General features: G+C 65.9%; 12 protein-coding genes. 8 read left to right on the forward strand and 4 right to left on the reverse strand.

All coding sequences use genetic code 11. The features are described 5' to 3' along the window. Window positions 1-8 precede the first annotated feature (8 nt). Window positions 9-3,308 (reverse strand): EAL domain-containing protein, encoded by a 3,300-nt coding sequence (locus tag QM748_RS04480; RefSeq protein WP_415245849.1) that lies wholly within the window; start codon window positions 3,306-3,308, stop codon window positions 9-11. Between the two features lie 142 nt (window positions 3,309-3,450). Here QM748_RS04480 and QM748_RS04485 point away from each other — a divergent pair, with 142 nt between their 5' ends. Next, complete coding sequence (locus QM748_RS04485) at window positions 3,451-5,343, forward strand: SurA N-terminal domain-containing protein (RefSeq protein ID WP_415245850.1); 1,893 nt, start codon at window positions 3,451-3,453, stop codon at window positions 5,341-5,343. Window positions 5,344-5,421: 78 nt separating this feature from the next. Here the strand turns inward: QM748_RS04485 and QM748_RS04490 are convergent, their stop codons facing one another. Further along, the gene (locus tag QM748_RS04490; protein WP_415245851.1) at window positions 5,422-6,216 is read right to left on the reverse strand and encodes an enoyl-ACP reductase; all 795 of its coding nucleotides are present in this window, start codon (window positions 6,214-6,216) and stop codon (window positions 5,422-5,424) included. A 290-nt stretch (window positions 6,217-6,506) separates the two neighbouring features. Between QM748_RS04490 and QM748_RS04495 the strand changes: the two genes are divergently transcribed. The 4 genes from QM748_RS04495 to QM748_RS04510 all read left to right on the forward strand — a co-directional run bounded on the left by QM748_RS04495 (window position 6,507) and on the right by QM748_RS04510 (window position 13,145). Then, window positions 6,507-8,744 carry an ABC transporter substrate-binding protein gene (locus tag QM748_RS04495; RefSeq protein ID WP_415245852.1) on the forward strand — a complete coding sequence of 746 codons (2,238 nt, stop codon included), beginning with the start codon at window positions 6,507-6,509 and terminating at the stop codon, window positions 8,742-8,744. Continuing rightward, a complete protein-coding gene (locus QM748_RS04500) occupies window positions 8,744-9,721 on the forward strand; it encodes an ABC transporter permease (protein WP_415245853.1) in 978 nt (325 codons plus the stop codon). Before QM748_RS04495 ends, QM748_RS04500 begins: the two co-directional genes overlap by 1 nt. Window positions 9,722-9,729: 8 nt before the next feature. Beyond that, window positions 9,730-11,232 carry an ABC transporter permease gene (locus QM748_RS04505; protein WP_415245854.1) on the forward strand — a complete coding sequence of 501 codons (1,503 nt, stop codon included), beginning with the start codon at window positions 9,730-9,732 and terminating at the stop codon, window positions 11,230-11,232. 311 nt (window positions 11,233-11,543) lie between these two features. Beyond that, entirely contained in the window at window positions 11,544-13,145 is a 1,602-nt protein-coding gene (locus tag QM748_RS04510; protein WP_415245855.1) for a protein adenylyltransferase SelO, read from the forward strand. A 19-nt stretch (window positions 13,146-13,164) separates the two neighbouring features. Here the strand turns inward: QM748_RS04510 and smpB are convergent, their stop codons facing one another. Next, window positions 13,165-13,674 (reverse strand): SsrA-binding protein SmpB, encoded by a 510-nt coding sequence (smpB, locus tag QM748_RS04515; protein WP_341645007.1) that lies wholly within the window; start codon window positions 13,672-13,674, stop codon window positions 13,165-13,167. A 69-nt stretch (window positions 13,675-13,743) separates the two neighbouring features. Between smpB and QM748_RS04520 the strand changes: the two genes are divergently transcribed. Both QM748_RS04520 and QM748_RS04525 read left to right on the forward strand, forming a co-directional pair. Further along, window positions 13,744-14,181, forward strand: coding sequence for a type II toxin-antitoxin system RatA family toxin (locus tag QM748_RS04520; protein ID WP_415245856.1), 438 nt, complete (start codon window positions 13,744-13,746; stop codon window positions 14,179-14,181). Window positions 14,182-14,183: 2 nt separating this feature from the next. Further along, entirely contained in the window at window positions 14,184-14,522 is a 339-nt protein-coding gene (locus tag QM748_RS04525; RefSeq protein ID WP_415245857.1) for an RnfH family protein, read from the forward strand. 64 nt (window positions 14,523-14,586) lie between these two features. Here QM748_RS04525 and QM748_RS04530 read toward each other — a convergent pair whose 3' ends face one another. Further along, on the reverse strand, window positions 14,587-15,057 hold the full coding sequence (locus tag QM748_RS04530; protein WP_415245858.1) for a DUF4124 domain-containing protein: 471 nt from the start codon (window positions 15,055-15,057) through the stop codon (window positions 14,587-14,589). 79 nt (window positions 15,058-15,136) lie between these two features. Between QM748_RS04530 and guaB the strand changes: the two genes are divergently transcribed. Further along, window positions 15,137-16,600 carry an IMP dehydrogenase gene (gene guaB, locus QM748_RS04535; RefSeq protein ID WP_415245859.1) on the forward strand — a complete coding sequence of 488 codons (1,464 nt, stop codon included), beginning with the start codon at window positions 15,137-15,139 and terminating at the stop codon, window positions 16,598-16,600. Window positions 16,601-16,637: the final 37 nt, after the last annotated feature.

Raw genomic sequence — 16,637 nt, forward strand, 5'->3', positions numbered from 1 at the left:
GGGGGCGTTCAGGCGTGGGCCATGATCCGGACCCATTCCGTGAAGGCGGCGGCATCCAGCGGCCGGGAGAACAGGTAGCCCTGCATTCGCGTGCATTCCCGCTCGGTGAGGAAGGCGCGCTGCTCGGCGGTTTCCACCCCCTCGGCGACGACGTCCATGCCGAGTGCGCGGGCAAGTGACAGCGCTGCCGTCGCGACTGCAGCGTCTTCGGGGTCGCCCGGCAGATCGGCAATGAAGGAGCGGTCGATCTTCAGCTGCTTCAGCGGCAGGCGCTTGAGGTAGGCGAGGCAGGAATAGCCGGTGCCGAAGTCGTCGAGCGCGAGCGTCAACCCGAGGTCGACCAACTGCTCGAGACGTTCAGAGAGGGCAGAGCCTGGATCCATCAGCGCGCTCTCGGTGATCTCGAGTTCAATCGCGAGCGGATTTGCGCCGGTTTCGGCGAGAATCGCCTCGACGGTGGCGACGAAGTTGCTGCGCTGGAACTGCAGCGCGGAGATGTTGATGGCGACCGTCAGTGCGCCGAGGCCTTGCTGGCTCCATTCAGCCTGCTGCCGGCAGGCTTCACGCAGCACCCATTCGCCGATCGGTACGATCATGCCGGAGTCTTCGGCAACCGGAATGAAAACCGCGGGAGGCACCATGCCGCGCTCCGGGTGCCGCCAGCGCAGCAGCGCCTCGCAGCCGACGACATGTCCGCTGGCGGTGTCGATCTGGGGCTGGTAGTGCAGCGCCAGTTCCCCTTTCCCGATCGCTCGGCGCAAGGCGTTTTCCAGCTTCAGGCGTTCGATGGCCTGCCGGTTCATCTCCGGCACGAAGAACTGGTAATTGTTGCGGCCGGCGGCCTTGGCGCCGTACATCGCGGTGTCCGCATGCTTCAGCAGCACGTCGATGCTGCTGCCGTCCTCGGGATAGATGGCGATGCCGATGCTCATCGACGGCCGCAGCTCGTATTCATTGATGACGATGGCCTCGCCCAGCACATCGAGAATCTTGCGTGCGACGGCTGCGGCGTCCTCGGCATGATTCAGCCTGGGCAGCAGCGCAACGAACTCGTCGCCGCCCAGGCGGGCGAGCCGGTCTTCGCCACGCATGCAGCTGTTCAGCCTGCCGGCCAGCGTGGCGAGAAGGCTGTCGCCGATGGTGTGGCCGAGCGAGTCATTGATGGTCTTGAAGTTGTCGAGATCGAGGAACAGCACCGCCATGCGGTCCCCGTGGCGCTCGGCCGAGGCCAGGGCGTCCCGTGCATGTGTGGCCCAGGCGCTGCGGTTGGGCAGGCCGGTCAGCGGGTCGTAGTGGGCGAGGAAATGGATATGGGCGTCGGCTTCGCGTGCGGCGGTCACGTCCTGGACGGTGCCGCGCAGGCGGGCCAGCATGCCCCCGCGCCATTCGCTTTCGATGCGGAACTGCAGGATCGCAGGTGGCACCGTGCCCGTCCGGCATTCCAGGGTCGTTTCTCCGGCTGTCTTCAAGAACTGCTCGAAACGGGTTTCGAGCAGGGGGCGGTCGTCGGGATGGAGTGCGGCCAGGATGTCGTCCAGCGAATGCAGCGTGTTCGGGTTGCAGCCGAGCAAGGAGTGGAGTTCGTGCGAGCAGCGCAATCCGTCGCGGCTGCTGAGGGTTTCCCAACTGCCCATGCGAGCGATGCGCATGGCTTCGGCAAGCGCGGTCTGCTTGTCGTAGAGGGAGGCCGTGGTGGCTTCGAGTTCGCGGGTACGGCTCTCGACCAGCGAGGCGATCCGTCGCGTGTTGCCGGTGGTGAGCAGCAGGAAGATGCCGAGCAGGCCGACACAGAAGAGTCCGATGGCCACCGTGCCCCATGCAACCCAGCTGCGCTGGGCTTCCAGATAGGCGTCGTCGATACGCAGGCGCAGCTCCCATGGCCGGCTGGCGAAGGGCAGCTCGATCGTCCGCGTCAGATGCCCTGCGATCCACTCGCCGGTGTCGCAGGCCGGTGGTCCGCTGAGCCTGACGGGCGGGCCGCCTGTGCCGTTATCCAGCATGCACAGCTCGATGCCGATCGCGCCGGCGCTGCTGCGCACGCTGGCCAGGGCGTCGTCCATGCGGAACGCTGCGGAGATCATGCCCGCCGGGCTGCCTGCATGAGCGGCGGGGGCGTACTTTGCCTGCTCGCTGGCGAGATAGATCACGACGCCGTTCTGATGTTCGCTTTCCCGCATCAGGCTGAAGGCCCCGCTCACGACCGGCTGGCCGGTCTGGCGCGCTTCGTGGACCGCCCGGGCGGTCGGCGGCAGCGACAAGGCATTGATGCCGAGCGTGCTCAGGTTTTGTGCGAACGGCTCCACGTAGATGATCGGAAAATATTCATCCGACCGAGGGGACGCGAAGGTATTGCCGCCGGCATCGCGGTCGAGAATGTGGAAGGCGGGCTGCCCGGGGCTGCTGGCGGCACGTTCGAACGAGGCCCGCTCTGCGTCCCGGACCATGGGGTTCCAGGTGAAGTTGTGTGTGCCCGGATAGCGCGTCAACCAGGGCGAGACGAAATCGCGGAAAGTCTCGCGGCTCAGCGTTTCTTGCGCACTCACCAGCCCCTTGAGGGCGAGGAGCATGTCGAGCTGGGCGTCGAGCCGCTTGCTGATCTGGCTGGCGATATGCGTGGTGTCGCGTTCGAACTGGGCCTCCAGGCGCATGCTCTCCCAGGCCGTGACGTAGCGGAATGCGAGGCCGAGGATGACGAGGGCGACGATGAACGGGACGGCCACACCGACCCGGCGGCCGCGCCAGTCGCTCGCCGGCCGGCCGAAGAAGGCGAACATCAGCGGCGCGGCGACGATGATGCCGATGGTGTCGCCGAGCCACCAGCTCCACCAGCTGAAGAACCAGTCCGGCACGGCCAGCTGTCCACTGGCCTGGAGCATGGGTATGGCGAGCGTCGGCGCCAGCACGGCCGTGAGCGGGGCGACGACGACGATGAAGCGCACGATCGGGCGGGGAGAATCGAGGCGGTTGGGGAAACCGATCGTCTTCTGTGCCAGCCACGCGCCTGCGACAGCCTGCAGCGTCACGGCTGCCGCCAGCATGCATTGCATGACCGGGGAGATGTCCGCGCCACCGTTGAGCAGCATCTGCTCGGCCATCAGCTCGACCGCGAAGGCGCCGGCGAAGACGGCAGGCCAGACGCCGAAACCATAGATTATCAGGGCGGACAGGGCGATGCCTGCGGGCGGAAACGCCGGTGATGCGATATCGGGCGGAACAGCAAGCTTGAGGGAAAGCCAGCCTGTCACGGCGTAACCGAGGGCGATCATGGCCAGCAGGCCCGGACGGCGGAAATGCGTGCGCGTTTGCATGCCGCCAGTTTAGTGGCTGCCGGCCATTCATTTCGAGTAGTGCGACACGCTTGTGCCGTTCGGAAGGCCGATTTTTCCCGGGATGCGATAAACTGCCGGCTTCCTGTTTCTTCAAATCCCCTGGCTTTCCACGGAAATCGAGATGTTCGAGGCTGTACGCAACAACAAGCGCATTGCGCAAATCATTCTGGCCATCCTTGTCGTGCCGTTCGCATTCTTCGGCATGGATGCCTATTTCAGCGATGCGCCGGGCGGAAACGAGGTCGCGGTCGTGGCCGGCAGGCCGATCGGCTCGCTCGAATTCGAGCAGGCGTTGCGCGAGCAGCAGGATCGCCTCCGTGCAACCGCCGGCGGCGAAGTCGATCGCGCTCTGCTCGAATCGGAAGCGCTGCGCCGCTCGGTGCTGGACAACCTCATCAATCGTCGCGTGCTGGCTCTGTATGCGTCGGACAATCGCTTCAGCGTCACCGCGCAGGAACTGCAGGAGACCATCGCCGCCGTGCCTTCCTTCCAGGAGAACGGCCGTTTTTCGCTCGAGCGCTACGAAACGCTGCTGCGCGCCCAGGGCATGAGCCCGGCGATGTTCGAAGCCGGCCTTGCGCAGGATGTCCGCATCCAGCATGTTTCGATGGCCGTCGGCGATGCCGGCTTCGCGCCGCTGTCGTCGGCCCGCCGCTTCCTCGCAGCCCAGCTCGAGGAGCGCACCGTCAGCGAATTGCAGCTGTCGGGCGCCAGCCTGGCTGCCGACCTCCAGGTCAGCGATGCCGAGATCGGCGCCTGGTATGAGGCCAATGCTGCACGATTCCAGCGTCCGGCGCGCCTGCAGGCGGAGTACGTGGTGTTCGATCGCGAGGCTGCGGAGAAGCAGGTCAGTATCAGCGCCGATGAGGTCAGGGCTTTCTACGATGGCAACCCCGAGCGCTTCGGTGCGGCCGAGGAGCGCCAGGCACGTCACATCCTGCTCGAGCTTGCGGCCGATGCCGATGCTGCGGAAGTCGAGCGGGTGATGAACGAAGCGCGGGCGATTGTCGAGCAGTTGCGCAGGAATCCCTCGGCTTTCGCGGAACTGGCGAAGGAAAAATCGAAGGACAGCGGCTCTGCCGCGCGCGGCGGCGATCTGGGGTTCTTCGGCCGTGGCGTGATGGTCGGGGCGTTCGAGGACGCTGCGTTCTCGCAGCAGAAGGACGAGATCGGCGAGCCGGTGCGCAGCGACTTCGGCGTCCATGTCATTCAGGTCACTGCCGTCAAGCCGGCGTCCACGCGGCCGTTCGACGAGGTTCGTGGCGAAATCGAAGCCGAACTGCGCAGCCAGGCCGCGAGCAAGCTGTTTGCCGAGCAGGCCGAGCAGTTCGCCAACATGGTTTACGAGCAGCCGGACAGCCTGGCTCCGGTCGCCGAGGCGCTGAAGCTCGAGATCCGCAGCACCGACTGGATTTCGCGCAATGGCGGCAACGTGGGAGGCTATGGCAACGAGCGCCTGCTCGATGCCTTGTTCGCCGATGATGCGGTGGTGAATGCCCGCAATACCGAGGCGACCGAAGTGGCCCAGAATACCCTGGTCGCTGCGCGGGTGAAGGCTTTCGAAGCCGCGGTACAGCCGCCGCTGAATGAGGTGCGCGACCAGGTCGCGGCTGAACTGCGCCGCGAGGCAGGCGCAAAGCGTGCCCAGGAGCGGGGTGGTGCGATGCTGGCCGCGCTCGACAAGGGCGAACCGGTCGAGGGTAGTTTCGGTGCCGTGCGAAAGCTGCAGCGGGCTGCGCCTGGCCTGCCCGGTCAAGCGATGCAGGCGGTATTCTCTGCGCCGACGGCCAAACTGCCGGCCCATGTCGGCCTGGCACAGCCTAATGGCGACTACGTGATCTATCGCATCGAGGCGGTCGAACGTCCGCAGATCACCGACGGTGACGAGCGGGTCAAGGCCGTGGCCGAGCAGTACGGGCAAGTATTGGCCGAGCGCGATTTCGCCGCTTTCATCGCCGAACTGCGCAAGCGCTACGAAGTCCAGGTCAAGCTGGCGCCGCAAGCCCAGCAATGATCGCGGCGCCGGGCCGTGAGCCCATCAAGCAGAAAGGCCCCGCGGGGCCTTTCTGCTTTGGAAGCCGGCAAGGATGATTCAGGCCATCGGTTCCGGATTGCCCAGCGCGGTGATGTTGAAGCCGCCGTCAACGTACATGACCTCGCCAGTGATGCCGCTGGCGAGGTCCGAACAGAGGAAGGCGGCGGCGTTGCCGACTTCTTCGATGCTGATGCTGCGGCGCAGCGGGGCGTTGTGCTCGTTGAAGGCGAGCAGCTTGCCGAAGCTGCCGATGCCCGAGGCCGCCAGCGTCTTGATCGGGCCGGCGGACACGGCATTGACCCGGGTGCCTTCCGGACCGAGGGTGACGGCCAGGTAGCGCACCGAGGCTTCGAGGCTGGCCTTGGCCAGGCCCATGATGTTGTAGTTGGGCATGGTGCGCTCGGCGCCGAGATAGGACAGCGTCAGCAGCGCGCCGTTGCGGCCCTTCATCAGCGGCCGGGCGGCCTTGGCCAGCGCCGGGAAACTGTAGGCGCTGACTTCCTGCGAAAGGCGGAAGGCCTCGCGCGACAGGCCGTCGAGGAAATCGCCTTCGAGACAGTCGCTGGGCGCGTAGGCAATGGAATGCACCAGGCCGTCGAGGCTGTCCCAGTGCAGGCCGAGCTGTTCGAACAGGCCGGTGATCTGCGCATCGTCCTGGACGTCGAGCGGGAACAGCAGGCTGCTGCCGAAATCGGCCGCCATCTTGGTGACCCGTTCCTGGAAACGTTCATTCTGGTAGGTAAACGCGAGTTCAGCCCCTTCCCGGTGCATCGCCTTGGCAATGCCGTAGGCAATCGAACGGTTGCTGAGCAGGCCGGTGATCAGGATTCGTTTGCCGGCAAGGAAAGCCATTGATCCCACTCCGAATGACAAGCGTTCAATTATAGCGAAAACCCTGATGGCGACAGCGTTCTGTCGCCCTTGCAATTTGGATGGGGCCATTGGCGCAGGTGATGGAAGCAGTGGAAACCGGGCCAGATGGCCGGAGTGGCTCCGGGCGCTGCGATGGCCGGCAAAACCTGCCAGAATCGCGGCTGTCCTGATTTCACCGTCTGCCCGTGCCCCGTCTCCCGGTTCCTTCCGTGCGGTCGTCCTTGTGCGCCATTCCGCTCCGCCTGTTTCGCCATGCCTTCGCACGGAGCATGGCGGCCGCTGGCGCGCTGGTGTTGCTGGGCTGCTCGGGAGGGCTGAACGATCCTTATCCGGGCGCCGAACGCGGCGGGAACATCTTCTATACCGCCTTCACCGAGCGCCCCAAGCATCTCGATCCGGTACAGTCCTACAGCGAGGACGAAGCTGCCTTCCTGTACCAGATCGTCGAGCCTCCGCTGCAGTACCACTACCTGAAACGTCCATATGTGCTGGAGCCTGCCACTGCTGCGGAAATGCCTGGCGTGCGGCGCTACGATCAGGCCGGGCGTGAATTGCCTGCCGCCGCGGACGCAGCGAAGGTGGCACGCACGGTGGTCGAGATCCGCATCAAGGAGGGCATCCTCTATCAGCCGCACCCGGCCTTCGCCCTGAATGAGGATGGGACGCCACGCTATCTCGGCCTCACGGCGGACGATCTGCGCGGCGTCCGCGGCCTGGGCGATTTCGGGGAGACCGGCACGCGGGAACTGCTGGCGGCGGACTATGTGCACCAGATCAAGCGGCTTGCCCATCCGGGCCTGCATTCACCGATCTTCGAGCTGATGGCCGAGTACATTCCCGGCCTGAAAACCCTGCATGAGCAGCTGGTGGCTGCACAGAAGGCCGCGGCGGAGCAGGGAGGCAGTGCGCTGGACCTGGAGCGTTTCGAGCTGCCGGGCGTCGAGATGGTCGATCGCCACACCTACCGCATCACGCTGCAGGGCGCCTATCCGCAGTTCATGTACTGGCTGACGATGCCTTTCTTCAGTCCGGTGCCGCCGGAGGTCGACCGCTTTTTCGCCCAGCCCGGCATGGCCGAGCGCAACCTGACGCTGGACTGGTGGCCGGTCGGCACCGGCCCCTACATGCTGGCCGAGAACAACCCGAACGCGCGCATGGTGCTGGCGCGCAACCCGAATTTCCGCGGCGAGGCTTATCCCTGCGAAGGCGAGCCGGATGATGAAGAGGCGGGACTGCTGGCCGACTGCGGCAAGACCATGCCTTTCATCGACCGCGTGGTGTTCTCGCGCGAACGCGAAGGCATTCCGTACTGGAACAAGTTCCTGCAGGGCTATTACGACGCCTCGGGCGTGTCATCCGACAACTTCGACCAGGCGGTGACGATGACCAGCCAGGGCGACGTGGCGCTGTCGGACGAGATGGAAGCGAGAGGAATCAGCCTGCTGACTTCGGTGGCGCCGTCGATCTTCTACCTCGGCTTCAACATGCTCGATCCCTTGGTCGGTGCGGCCGGCTCAGGTGCGGCCGGCCCAGGTGGCGGGGCGAAAGAGAAGGGGGCTGGATCGCGGGAGAGCCGCGAGCAGGCGCGCAAGCTGCGGCAGGCGATCTCGATCGCGCTCGACATGGAGGAGTTCGTCTCGATCTTCCTCAACGGCCGCGGCCTGCCGGGCATGAGTCCGATTCCGCCTGGCATCTTCGGTGCGCGCGAAGGCCGCGAAGGCATCAACCCGGTCGTTTATGAATGGCAGGGCGACGACGAGAACGGCAGGCCGGTGCGGCGCAGCCTGGACGAAGCCCGCCGCCTGCTGGCCGAAGCGGGCTGGCCGAACGGCCGCAATGCGCGCACCGGCGAACCGCTGGTGGTGAACCTCGACACCACGCCGGGCGGCCTGGGCGACAAGACGCGTTCGGACTGGCTGGCCAAGCAGTTCCGCTCGCTGGGCGTGCAGTTCGTCGTCCGTCCGACCGACTGGAACCGCTTCCAGGACAAGATCAGGCAAGGCAATGCCCAGCTCTTCTTCCTTGCCTGGAATGCGGATTACCCCGACCCGGAGAACCTGCTGTTCCTGCTGCATGGCCCGCAGGGCAAGGTGAAATTCAGCGGCCAGAATGCGGCCAACTACGAGAACCCTGAATACGACGCCTTGTTCGAGCGCATGAAGGCGATGCCCGACGGCCCTGCGCGGCAGCAGGTGATCGACCGCATGGTGGCGATGCTGCAGCACGACGCGCCCTGGGTGTTCGCCTTCCATCCCAAGACCTATTCGCTGCAGCATGGCTGGGTGAGCAACCGCAAGACCGGTGCGATGGTGCGCGACAACATCAAGTACCTGAGGCTCGATATCGAGCGCCGCGCCGCCGCCAGGGCGGAATGGAACGAACCGGTGCTGTGGCCGCTGGCGCTGGTGGCGCTGCTGCTGCTGGCGATGGTCTCGCCGGCGGTGCTGCACTGGCGCCGGCGCGAAGTCGCCACCGCGGTGCCGGACAAGACGGGGGAGAAGCGCTGATGCTGGCCTATCTCGTCCGCCGCGCGCTCTACGCGATCCCGATCCTGATCGGTGTCAACTTGCTGACCTTCGTGCTGTTCTTCGTCGTCAATTCGCCGGACGACATGGCGCGCATGCACATCGGCGTCAAACGTGCCACACCGGAGGCGATCGAGCGCTGGAAGGCCGACCGGGGCTACGACAAGCCGATGTTCGTCAATGCCGATGCCGAAGGCAGCGCGCGCTTCACCGATACGATCTTCTTCGACAAGTCGCTGCGGATGTTCGCGCTCGAATTCGGCCGTGCCGACGACGGCCGCGACATCGGCCAGGAGATCCGCGACCGCATGGGGCCGTCGCTGGCGATCGCGCTGCCGACCTTCGTACTGAGTTTGTTCGCGTCGATCAGCCTGGCGCTGCTGCTGGTGTTCTTCCGCGCCACCTACCTGGATTTCTGGGGCGTGGTGATCTGCGTGGCGATGATGTCGATCTCCAGCCTGTTCTACATCATCGGCGGCCAGTGGCTGGTGTCCAAGCTGTGGGCGCTGGTGCCGATCTCCGGCTACGCGCCGGGGCTGGATGCGACGCGTTTCCTGATGCTGCCGGTGCTGATCAGCGTGCTGGCCGGCATCGGCTCCTCGGTGCGTTGGTACCGGACGATCTTCCTCGAGGAGATTTCCAGGGACTACGTGCGCACCGCGCGCGCCAAGGGCCTGTCCGAACTGGCGGTGCTGTTCCGCCACGTGCTGCGCAACGCGCTGATCCCGATCCTGACCGGCGTGGTGGTGGTGATTCCGCTGCTGTTCATGGGCAGCCTGCTGGTGGAATCCTTCTTCGCCATTCCGGGCCTTGGCAGCTACACCATCGATGCGATCAATGCGCAGGACTTCGCCGTGGTCAGGGCGATGGTGTTCATCGGCTCGGTGCTCTACATCATCGGCCTGATCCTGACCGACATCTCCTACACGCTGGTCGATCCGCGGGTGAGGCTGGAATGAGCGCGCCGATGAGCTTCCAGCCCGTGTTGTTATGGACCGACCTGCTGCTGTTCGTGCTGCTGGCGGTGGCGCTGCTCGCGATCGTCCACGTGCGCGGCGACGAGCCGCTGCGCGCGGCCTGGCGCAAGGTCGGCAAGCGCCCGACCGGCATGGCGGCGGCGATGGTGCTGCTCGCCTTCGTCTTGGTCGGAGTGCTCGACAGCCTGCACTACCGGCCGCTGCTGCCGGCGGCGCAGGCCGAGGCATCGGCTGCCCGAACCGAGGCCGGGAACGACACCAAGGCCGCAGACGCTGCCGAAGTCGCGACGGGAGCCGAATCTGCCGCAGCAGGCGGGCAGCCTGGGCCGGTGTATTCCACCGAAGTGCTGTCGGTACTGGATGCTTTGCTGGAACCCCTGCGCGCGCAGACCGAGAAAACCTATTCCGCGCCTTTCGCCTGGCAGCTCTACCAGCGCGAGGCGATGGAACTGCCGGACGGCCGCCAGGTGCGCGACTATCCGCGCCTGGTGCATGGTGCGGCCCACCTGCAGGAGCCGGAGGGCGAACGCGCCGCCGACGTCGCGGCGCGTGTCGCCAGCGGCGCCGGGCTGGCGGCGGCGGCCTGGCTGCTGTGCTTCGTCGTGCTCGCCACCATCGTGTGGCAGGGCAGCGGCCTGGGCTGGGGGCAGGTGGCGCTGGCGATGCTGACCGGCCACACCGTGCTGGCCTGGCGGGCGGCGCTGGTGACGCTGGCGGTCATCCTGCTGATCGTCGGTGTGTGCCTCGAACTGACTCCGCTGTACCACGTGCTGGGCACCGACAAGGTCGGCCAGGACGTGCTTTATCTGTCCTTGAAGAGCGTGCGCACCGCGCTGGTGATCGGCACGATCACGACGCTGGTGATGATGCCTTTCGCGGTGGCGCTGGGCATTGCCGCGGGCTATCTCGGCGGCTGGGTGGATGACGCGGTGCAGTATGTGTATACCGTGCTGAACGCGATTCCCGGCGTGCTGCTGATCGCGGCGGCGGTGCTGATGATGCAGGTGGTCATCGACACCCATCCGCAGTGGTTCGACACCGCGGCCGAGCGTTCGGATGCGCGCCTGCTGGCGCTGTGCTTCATCCTCGGCATCACGAGCTGGACCGGGCTGGCGCGCCTGCTGCGCGGCGAGACGCTGAAGCTGCGCGAGCTGGAGTACGTTCAGGCGGCGAGGGCTTTCGGTGTCGGCACGGCGGCGATCCTGCGCCGCCACATCCTGCCGAACGTGATGCACATCGTGCTGATTTCGCTGGTGATGGATTTTTCCGGGCTGGTGCTGGCGGAGGCGGTGCTGTCCTACGTCGGCATCGGCGTCGATCCGACGACGATCAGCTTCGGCACCATGATCAACCTGGCGCGGGCCGAGCTGGCGCGCGAGCCGATGGTGTGGTGGTCGCTGGCGGCGGCGTTCGTGTTCATGTTCGTGCTGGTGCTGGCGGCGAACCTGTTTGCGGACGTGGTGCGGGATGCGTTCGATCCGCGGCGTGGGTGATATTTCGTTTTTGGCAGCCTGCGGGAACGAACGGCGCTGACAGCCGTGCGGGGTATTCGCGGAAACTGCGAGGACTGTCCGAGCCCGGAGGGCGAGTTCTGTCTCAGCTGGAGCGAATATCCCGCGCGGATGTCGGAGTTGTTATGAACGGTAGGTGCCCTGTTTGACCGGAGCGCGGGGTATTCCTTCCGTGGGCTGCGGAACTCACCCTGCGGGCTCGGACAGTCCTCGCCCACTTCAGGAATACCCCGCACTCCGGTCAGCGTCGGTGCTGGCCTGCTGATCTGAAAAACCCTTGGATGGATGGCCTCATGCGAGAACTTCGTTTCGACAATCGCTTCGTGCACGAACTGCCGGGTGATCCCGTGGATGGTCGGCATGTGCGGCAGGTGCATGGCGCCTGCTACTCGCGGGTGGAGCCGACGCCGGTGCGGGCGCCGCGGCTGCTGGCCTGGGCGCCGGAGGTGGCGGAGCTGCTCGGGCTGAACGAGGCGGACGTGCGCGGTCCTGCTTTTGCCGAAATCTTCGGCGGCAATGTTTTGCTGCCGGGCATGGAGCCGTACGCGGCCTGTTACGGCGGCCATCAGTTCGGCAACTGGGCGGGGCAGTTGGGCGACGGCAGGGCGATCACGCTGGGCGAGTCGATCAGCCCGCAGGGGCAGCGCTGGGAACTGCAACTGAAGGGGGCAGGGCCGACGCCGTATTCGCGCCGGGCGGACGGGCGGGCGGTGCTGCGCTCGTCGATCCGCGAGTTCATCTGCAGCGAGGCGATGCACCACCTGGGGGTGCCGACGACGCGCGCCTTGAGCTTGGTGGCGACCGGCGAGCAGGTCGTGCGCGACATGTTCTACGACGGCCATCCGCGCCCCGAGCCGGGTGCGGTGGTGTGCCGGGTGGCGCCGTCCTTCATCCGCTTCGGCAATTTCGAGATCTTTGCCTCGCGCGGCGAGGAAGAAGTGCTGCGGCAGTTGATCGATTTCACCATCGACCGTGATTTTCCCGAACTGGCCGCGGCCGAACCCGATCCGGCGGAGCGCCGGCTGCGCTGGTTCGAGGAAGTGTGCCGGCGCACGGCGGTGCTGATGGCGCACTGGATGCGGGTCGGTTTCGTCCATGGCGTGATGAACACCGACAACATGTCCATCCTGGGGCTGACGATCGACTACGGCCCCTACGGCTGGATCGACGACTTCGATCCCGACTGGACGCCCAATACCACCGACGCCGGCGGGCGGCGCTACCGTTTCGGCCATCAGCCGCGCATCGCCCAGTGGAACCTGTGGCAGCTGGCGAATGCGGTATATCCGGTGATCCAGCAGGTCGAGCCGCTGGAGCGGGCGCTGGCGATGTATGCCGACGTCCACGAGGCAGAGAACTCCCGCATGACGCAGCAGAAGCTCGGTCTCGAAACCTGGCGCGAAGGGAAGGGCGGGGAGGAAGGCGAAGACGGGGCGCTGGTGGCGGAACTCCATCGCATCCTGCAGGCTGGCGAGATGGACATGACGCTTTTCTTCCGGCGCCTGGCCGGGCTGGATGCGGAGCGTCCCGATCGGGCGCATACCGGCGAATTGTTCGGAGACGTGTCCTACAGCGAAGAACGCCGGGCCGGTGTGGCCGAGGCATTCCAGGCCTGGCTCGAGCGCTACGCGGCACGGCTGCGCGAGGAAGGTGTGCCGCCGGCGTTGCGCAAGGCGCGCATGGATGCGGTCAATCCGCTCTACGTGCCGCGCAACTATCTGGCACAGCAGGTCATCGACCGGGCGGAGCAGGGTGATGCGAGCGGTATCGCGGAACTGCTCGATGTGCTGCGCCGGCCGTATGTGGAGCAGCCGGGGCGGGAGGCCTATGCTGAGCGCCGGCCGGACTGGGCGCGCCACAAGGCGGGATGCTCGATGCTGTCGTGCAGCTCCTGAGGCGGGCTGACCCCGAGGCTCACATCTGCGTGCGCATCAGGCGCTGCTTCTCGCGGTCCCAGTCCTTCTTCTTTTCGTCCTCGCGCTTGTCGTGCAGCTTCTTGCCCTTGGCGAGGCCGATTTCGAGCTTGATGCGGCCCTTGACGTAGTGCAGGTCGAGCGGCACCAGGGCGAAGCCGGCGCGCTCGACCTTGCCGATCAGGCGGGCGATCTCCTTCTTGTGCAGCAGCAGCTTGCGGGTGCGCACCGGGTCGTGGCGGACGTGGCTCGACGCGGTGGTGAGCGGCGCGATGTGCATGCCGAACAGGAAGATCTCCTCGTTGCGGATGATGACGTAGGATTCCTTGATGTTCGCCCGCCCGGCCCGGATCGCCTTGACTTCCCAGCCTTCGAGGACGATGCCGGCCTCGTGCTTTTCTTCGATGAAGAAATCGTGGAAGGCCTTGCGGTTTTCGATGATGCTCATTGCTCGATGATCCTTGGGCGGCGTCGCGCCGATGCGGTGCGCGGCCAACGGGCTGGTCCGCATGCGGTAGAATCGCGCATTTTAACAGCACGGCGCTGCCCGTTTCGCACCGTGCCCCGCTCCAGGTTGTTCATGGCCGACGTCAAGAAGCTCGTTCTGATCGAATTCACGCCCGCGCAGATGTTCGAACTCGTCGACCGGTGCGAAGACTACCCGCAGTTCCTGCCCTGGTGCGGCGGTGCAGACGTGCATCAGCGCACCGACACCGTCACCGCGGCGACGCTGCACATCAACTACCACGGCATCAAGGCGCATTTCAGCACCGAGAACACCAAGCGCTGGCCGACCGAAATGGACCTGCGCCTGACCGACGGCCCCTTCACCCACCTGGACGGGCAATGGCGCTTCACGCCGCTCGGCGATACCGCGTGCAAGGTCGAATTCAGCCTGCGCTACCAGTTTTCCAGCAAGCTGCTGGAGAAGGTGCTGGGGCCGGTCTTCAACCACATCGCCAATACCTTCGTCGATTCCTTCGTGAAGCGCGCGGCCCAGGTCTATCCGCGGGCCTGAGCATGGCGACGATCCGCGTCGAAGTGGCCTACGCCCTGCCGCAGCAGCAGGAGCTGATCGAGCTGCGGCTGGAAGAAGGTGCCACCGTGCGCAATGCGGTGGAGGCTTCGGGCGTGCTGCTGAAGTATCCCGACATCGAACTGGACAAGCGCAACAAGCTCGGCATCTTCGGCAAGCTCGCCAAAGCCGACACGGTGCTGCGCGACCGTGACCGGGTCGAGATCTACCGGCCCCTGGTTGCCGACCCCAAGGCGGTACGCAAGAAACGGGCGGAAGAAGGCAAGGTGATGACGAAGGGCGGCGGTCCGGCGGAAGAAAAGTCCGAAATCGCAGCCTCCTGAATCATCGGGAGGTTGCGCGCCAGGCGTTGCTGCGCCGGGCGCCGGCACTCCGCGGCTTTTTTCTTCAGCTGCAGTGCTGTTCGATCTGCTGACGCAGGCGTTCCGACTCGGCCGCACGGGTGGCGTCATCGATGAACTCGCGCTCGCCAGCGGCATTCATGCGTGCGATCCGTTGTCCTGAATCGAGTGCGCCCAACTGATTGCGCGCGTCAGTACAGAAGCGCTGGCGTTCGGCCTCGTCGGCTGTGCCTTGTGCCACCTTGGCGGCGGCCTCCGCCTCTGCTGCACGGCGCTGACGGAAGGCAGCGTCTGCGTCGGTGGCCTGTTGTCCGGCCGCGGGTTGCCCCGTTTCCCCGTCTTCGGCCTGCGGAGCGGGGGCAGGGGGCGGGGCGCCGCGCAGGGTCTTGACCTGGCCACTGGGAGGAGGGATGTCCGAATAATGTGTCCGCCCCTCCTTGTCCTTCCAGCTGTAGATTTCCGCGGCTGCGGGCAGCGCGGTCAGCACGGCGAGAACGAGAAATGCGGGACGAATCATTCAAGGACTCCGGAAGGCATGGCTTACATGCTGCGAGGGGCCTCTGTATAATACGGATTTGGTCGAAAGGATAAAAGCCATGCGAGTGATTCAGAAGGCGCTGACGTTCGATGACGTCCTTCTAGTTCCCGCCCACTCCACGGTTCTCCCGCGCGATGTGAGTCTGCAGAGCCAGATCACCCGGCGCATCCGTCTCAATATCCCGCTCGTGTCCGCCGCCATGGATACCGTCACCGAAAGCCGCCTGGCGATCGCGCTCGCGCAGGAAGGCGGTATCGGCGTCGTGCACAAGAACCTCACGCCGGCCGAGCAGGCGGCGGAAGTGCATAAGGTCAAGCGCCACGAGTCCGGCATTCTGAAGGATCCGATCACCATTCCGCCGACGATGACGGTCGGCGAGGTGGTCGCGCTGCAGCGGCAGAATCGTTTTTCCGGCGTGCCGGTCGTCGAGGGCGGCAAGGTCGTCGGCATCGTCACCAACCGCGACACCCGCTTCGAGACCAATCTCGACCAGCTCGTGTCGAAGATCATGACTCCGCAGGACCGCCTGGTCACCGTGCGCGAAGGCGCCAGCCTGGAAGAAGCACGCGAACTGCTGCGTGTGCACCGCCTCGAGCGCGTGCTGGTGCTGAACGACGCCGGCGAGCTGTGCGGCCTCATCACGGTCAAGGACATGATGAAGTCCACCGAGCACCCGTTTGCGGCCAAGGACGAGCAGGGCCGCCTGCGCGTCGCCGCGGCGATCGGCGTCGGTGCGGGTACCGAAGAACGTGCCGAGCGCCTGGCCGAGGCCGGCGTGGACATGATCGTCGTCGATACCGCCCACGGCCACTCGCAAGGCGTGCTCGACCGCGTCAATTGGGTCAAGAAGACCTTCCCGCACATCGAAGTCGTCGGCGGCAACATCGCCACCGCCGATGCGGCGCGGGCGCTGGTCGATGCCGGTGCGGACGGCGTCAAGGTCGGCATCGGCCCCGGCTCGATCTGCACCACCCGCATCGTCGCCGGCGTCGGCGTGCCGCAGATCACCGCGGTCGACAACGTCGCCAACGCGCTGGCCGGTACCGGCGTGCCGATGATCGCCGACGGCGGCATCCGCTTCTCGGGCGACATCGCCAAGGCGATCGCCGCCGGCGCCAACGTCGTGATGCTGGGCGGCCTGTTCGCCGGCACCGAAGAGGCGCCGGGCGAAACGGTGCTGTTCCAGGGCCGTTCGTACAAGTCCTATCGCGGCATGGGTTCGCTCGGCGCGATGGAGAAGGGCGCGGCCGACCGCTACTTCCAGGACGAGAACTCCGGCAACATCGACAAGCTGGTGCCCGAAGGCATCGAAGGCCGCGTGCCCTACAAGGGCTCGGTCGGCGCAGTCATCCACCAGTTGATCGGCGGCCTGCGCGCCTCGATGGGCTATCTCGGCTGCGCCGACATCCCGGCCATGCACGAGCGCGCCCAGTTCGTGCAGATCAGTTCGGCCGGCATGCGCGAATCCCACGTCCACGACGTGCAGATCACCAAGGAAGCGCCGAACTACCAGATCAGCTGATCGATCCGTTTCAAATATCCCAGGCGGCCGACAGGCC

It is taken from the genome of Thauera sp., assembly GCF_047601425.1.
GTDB lineage: Bacteria > Pseudomonadota > Gammaproteobacteria > Burkholderiales > Rhodocyclaceae > Thauera.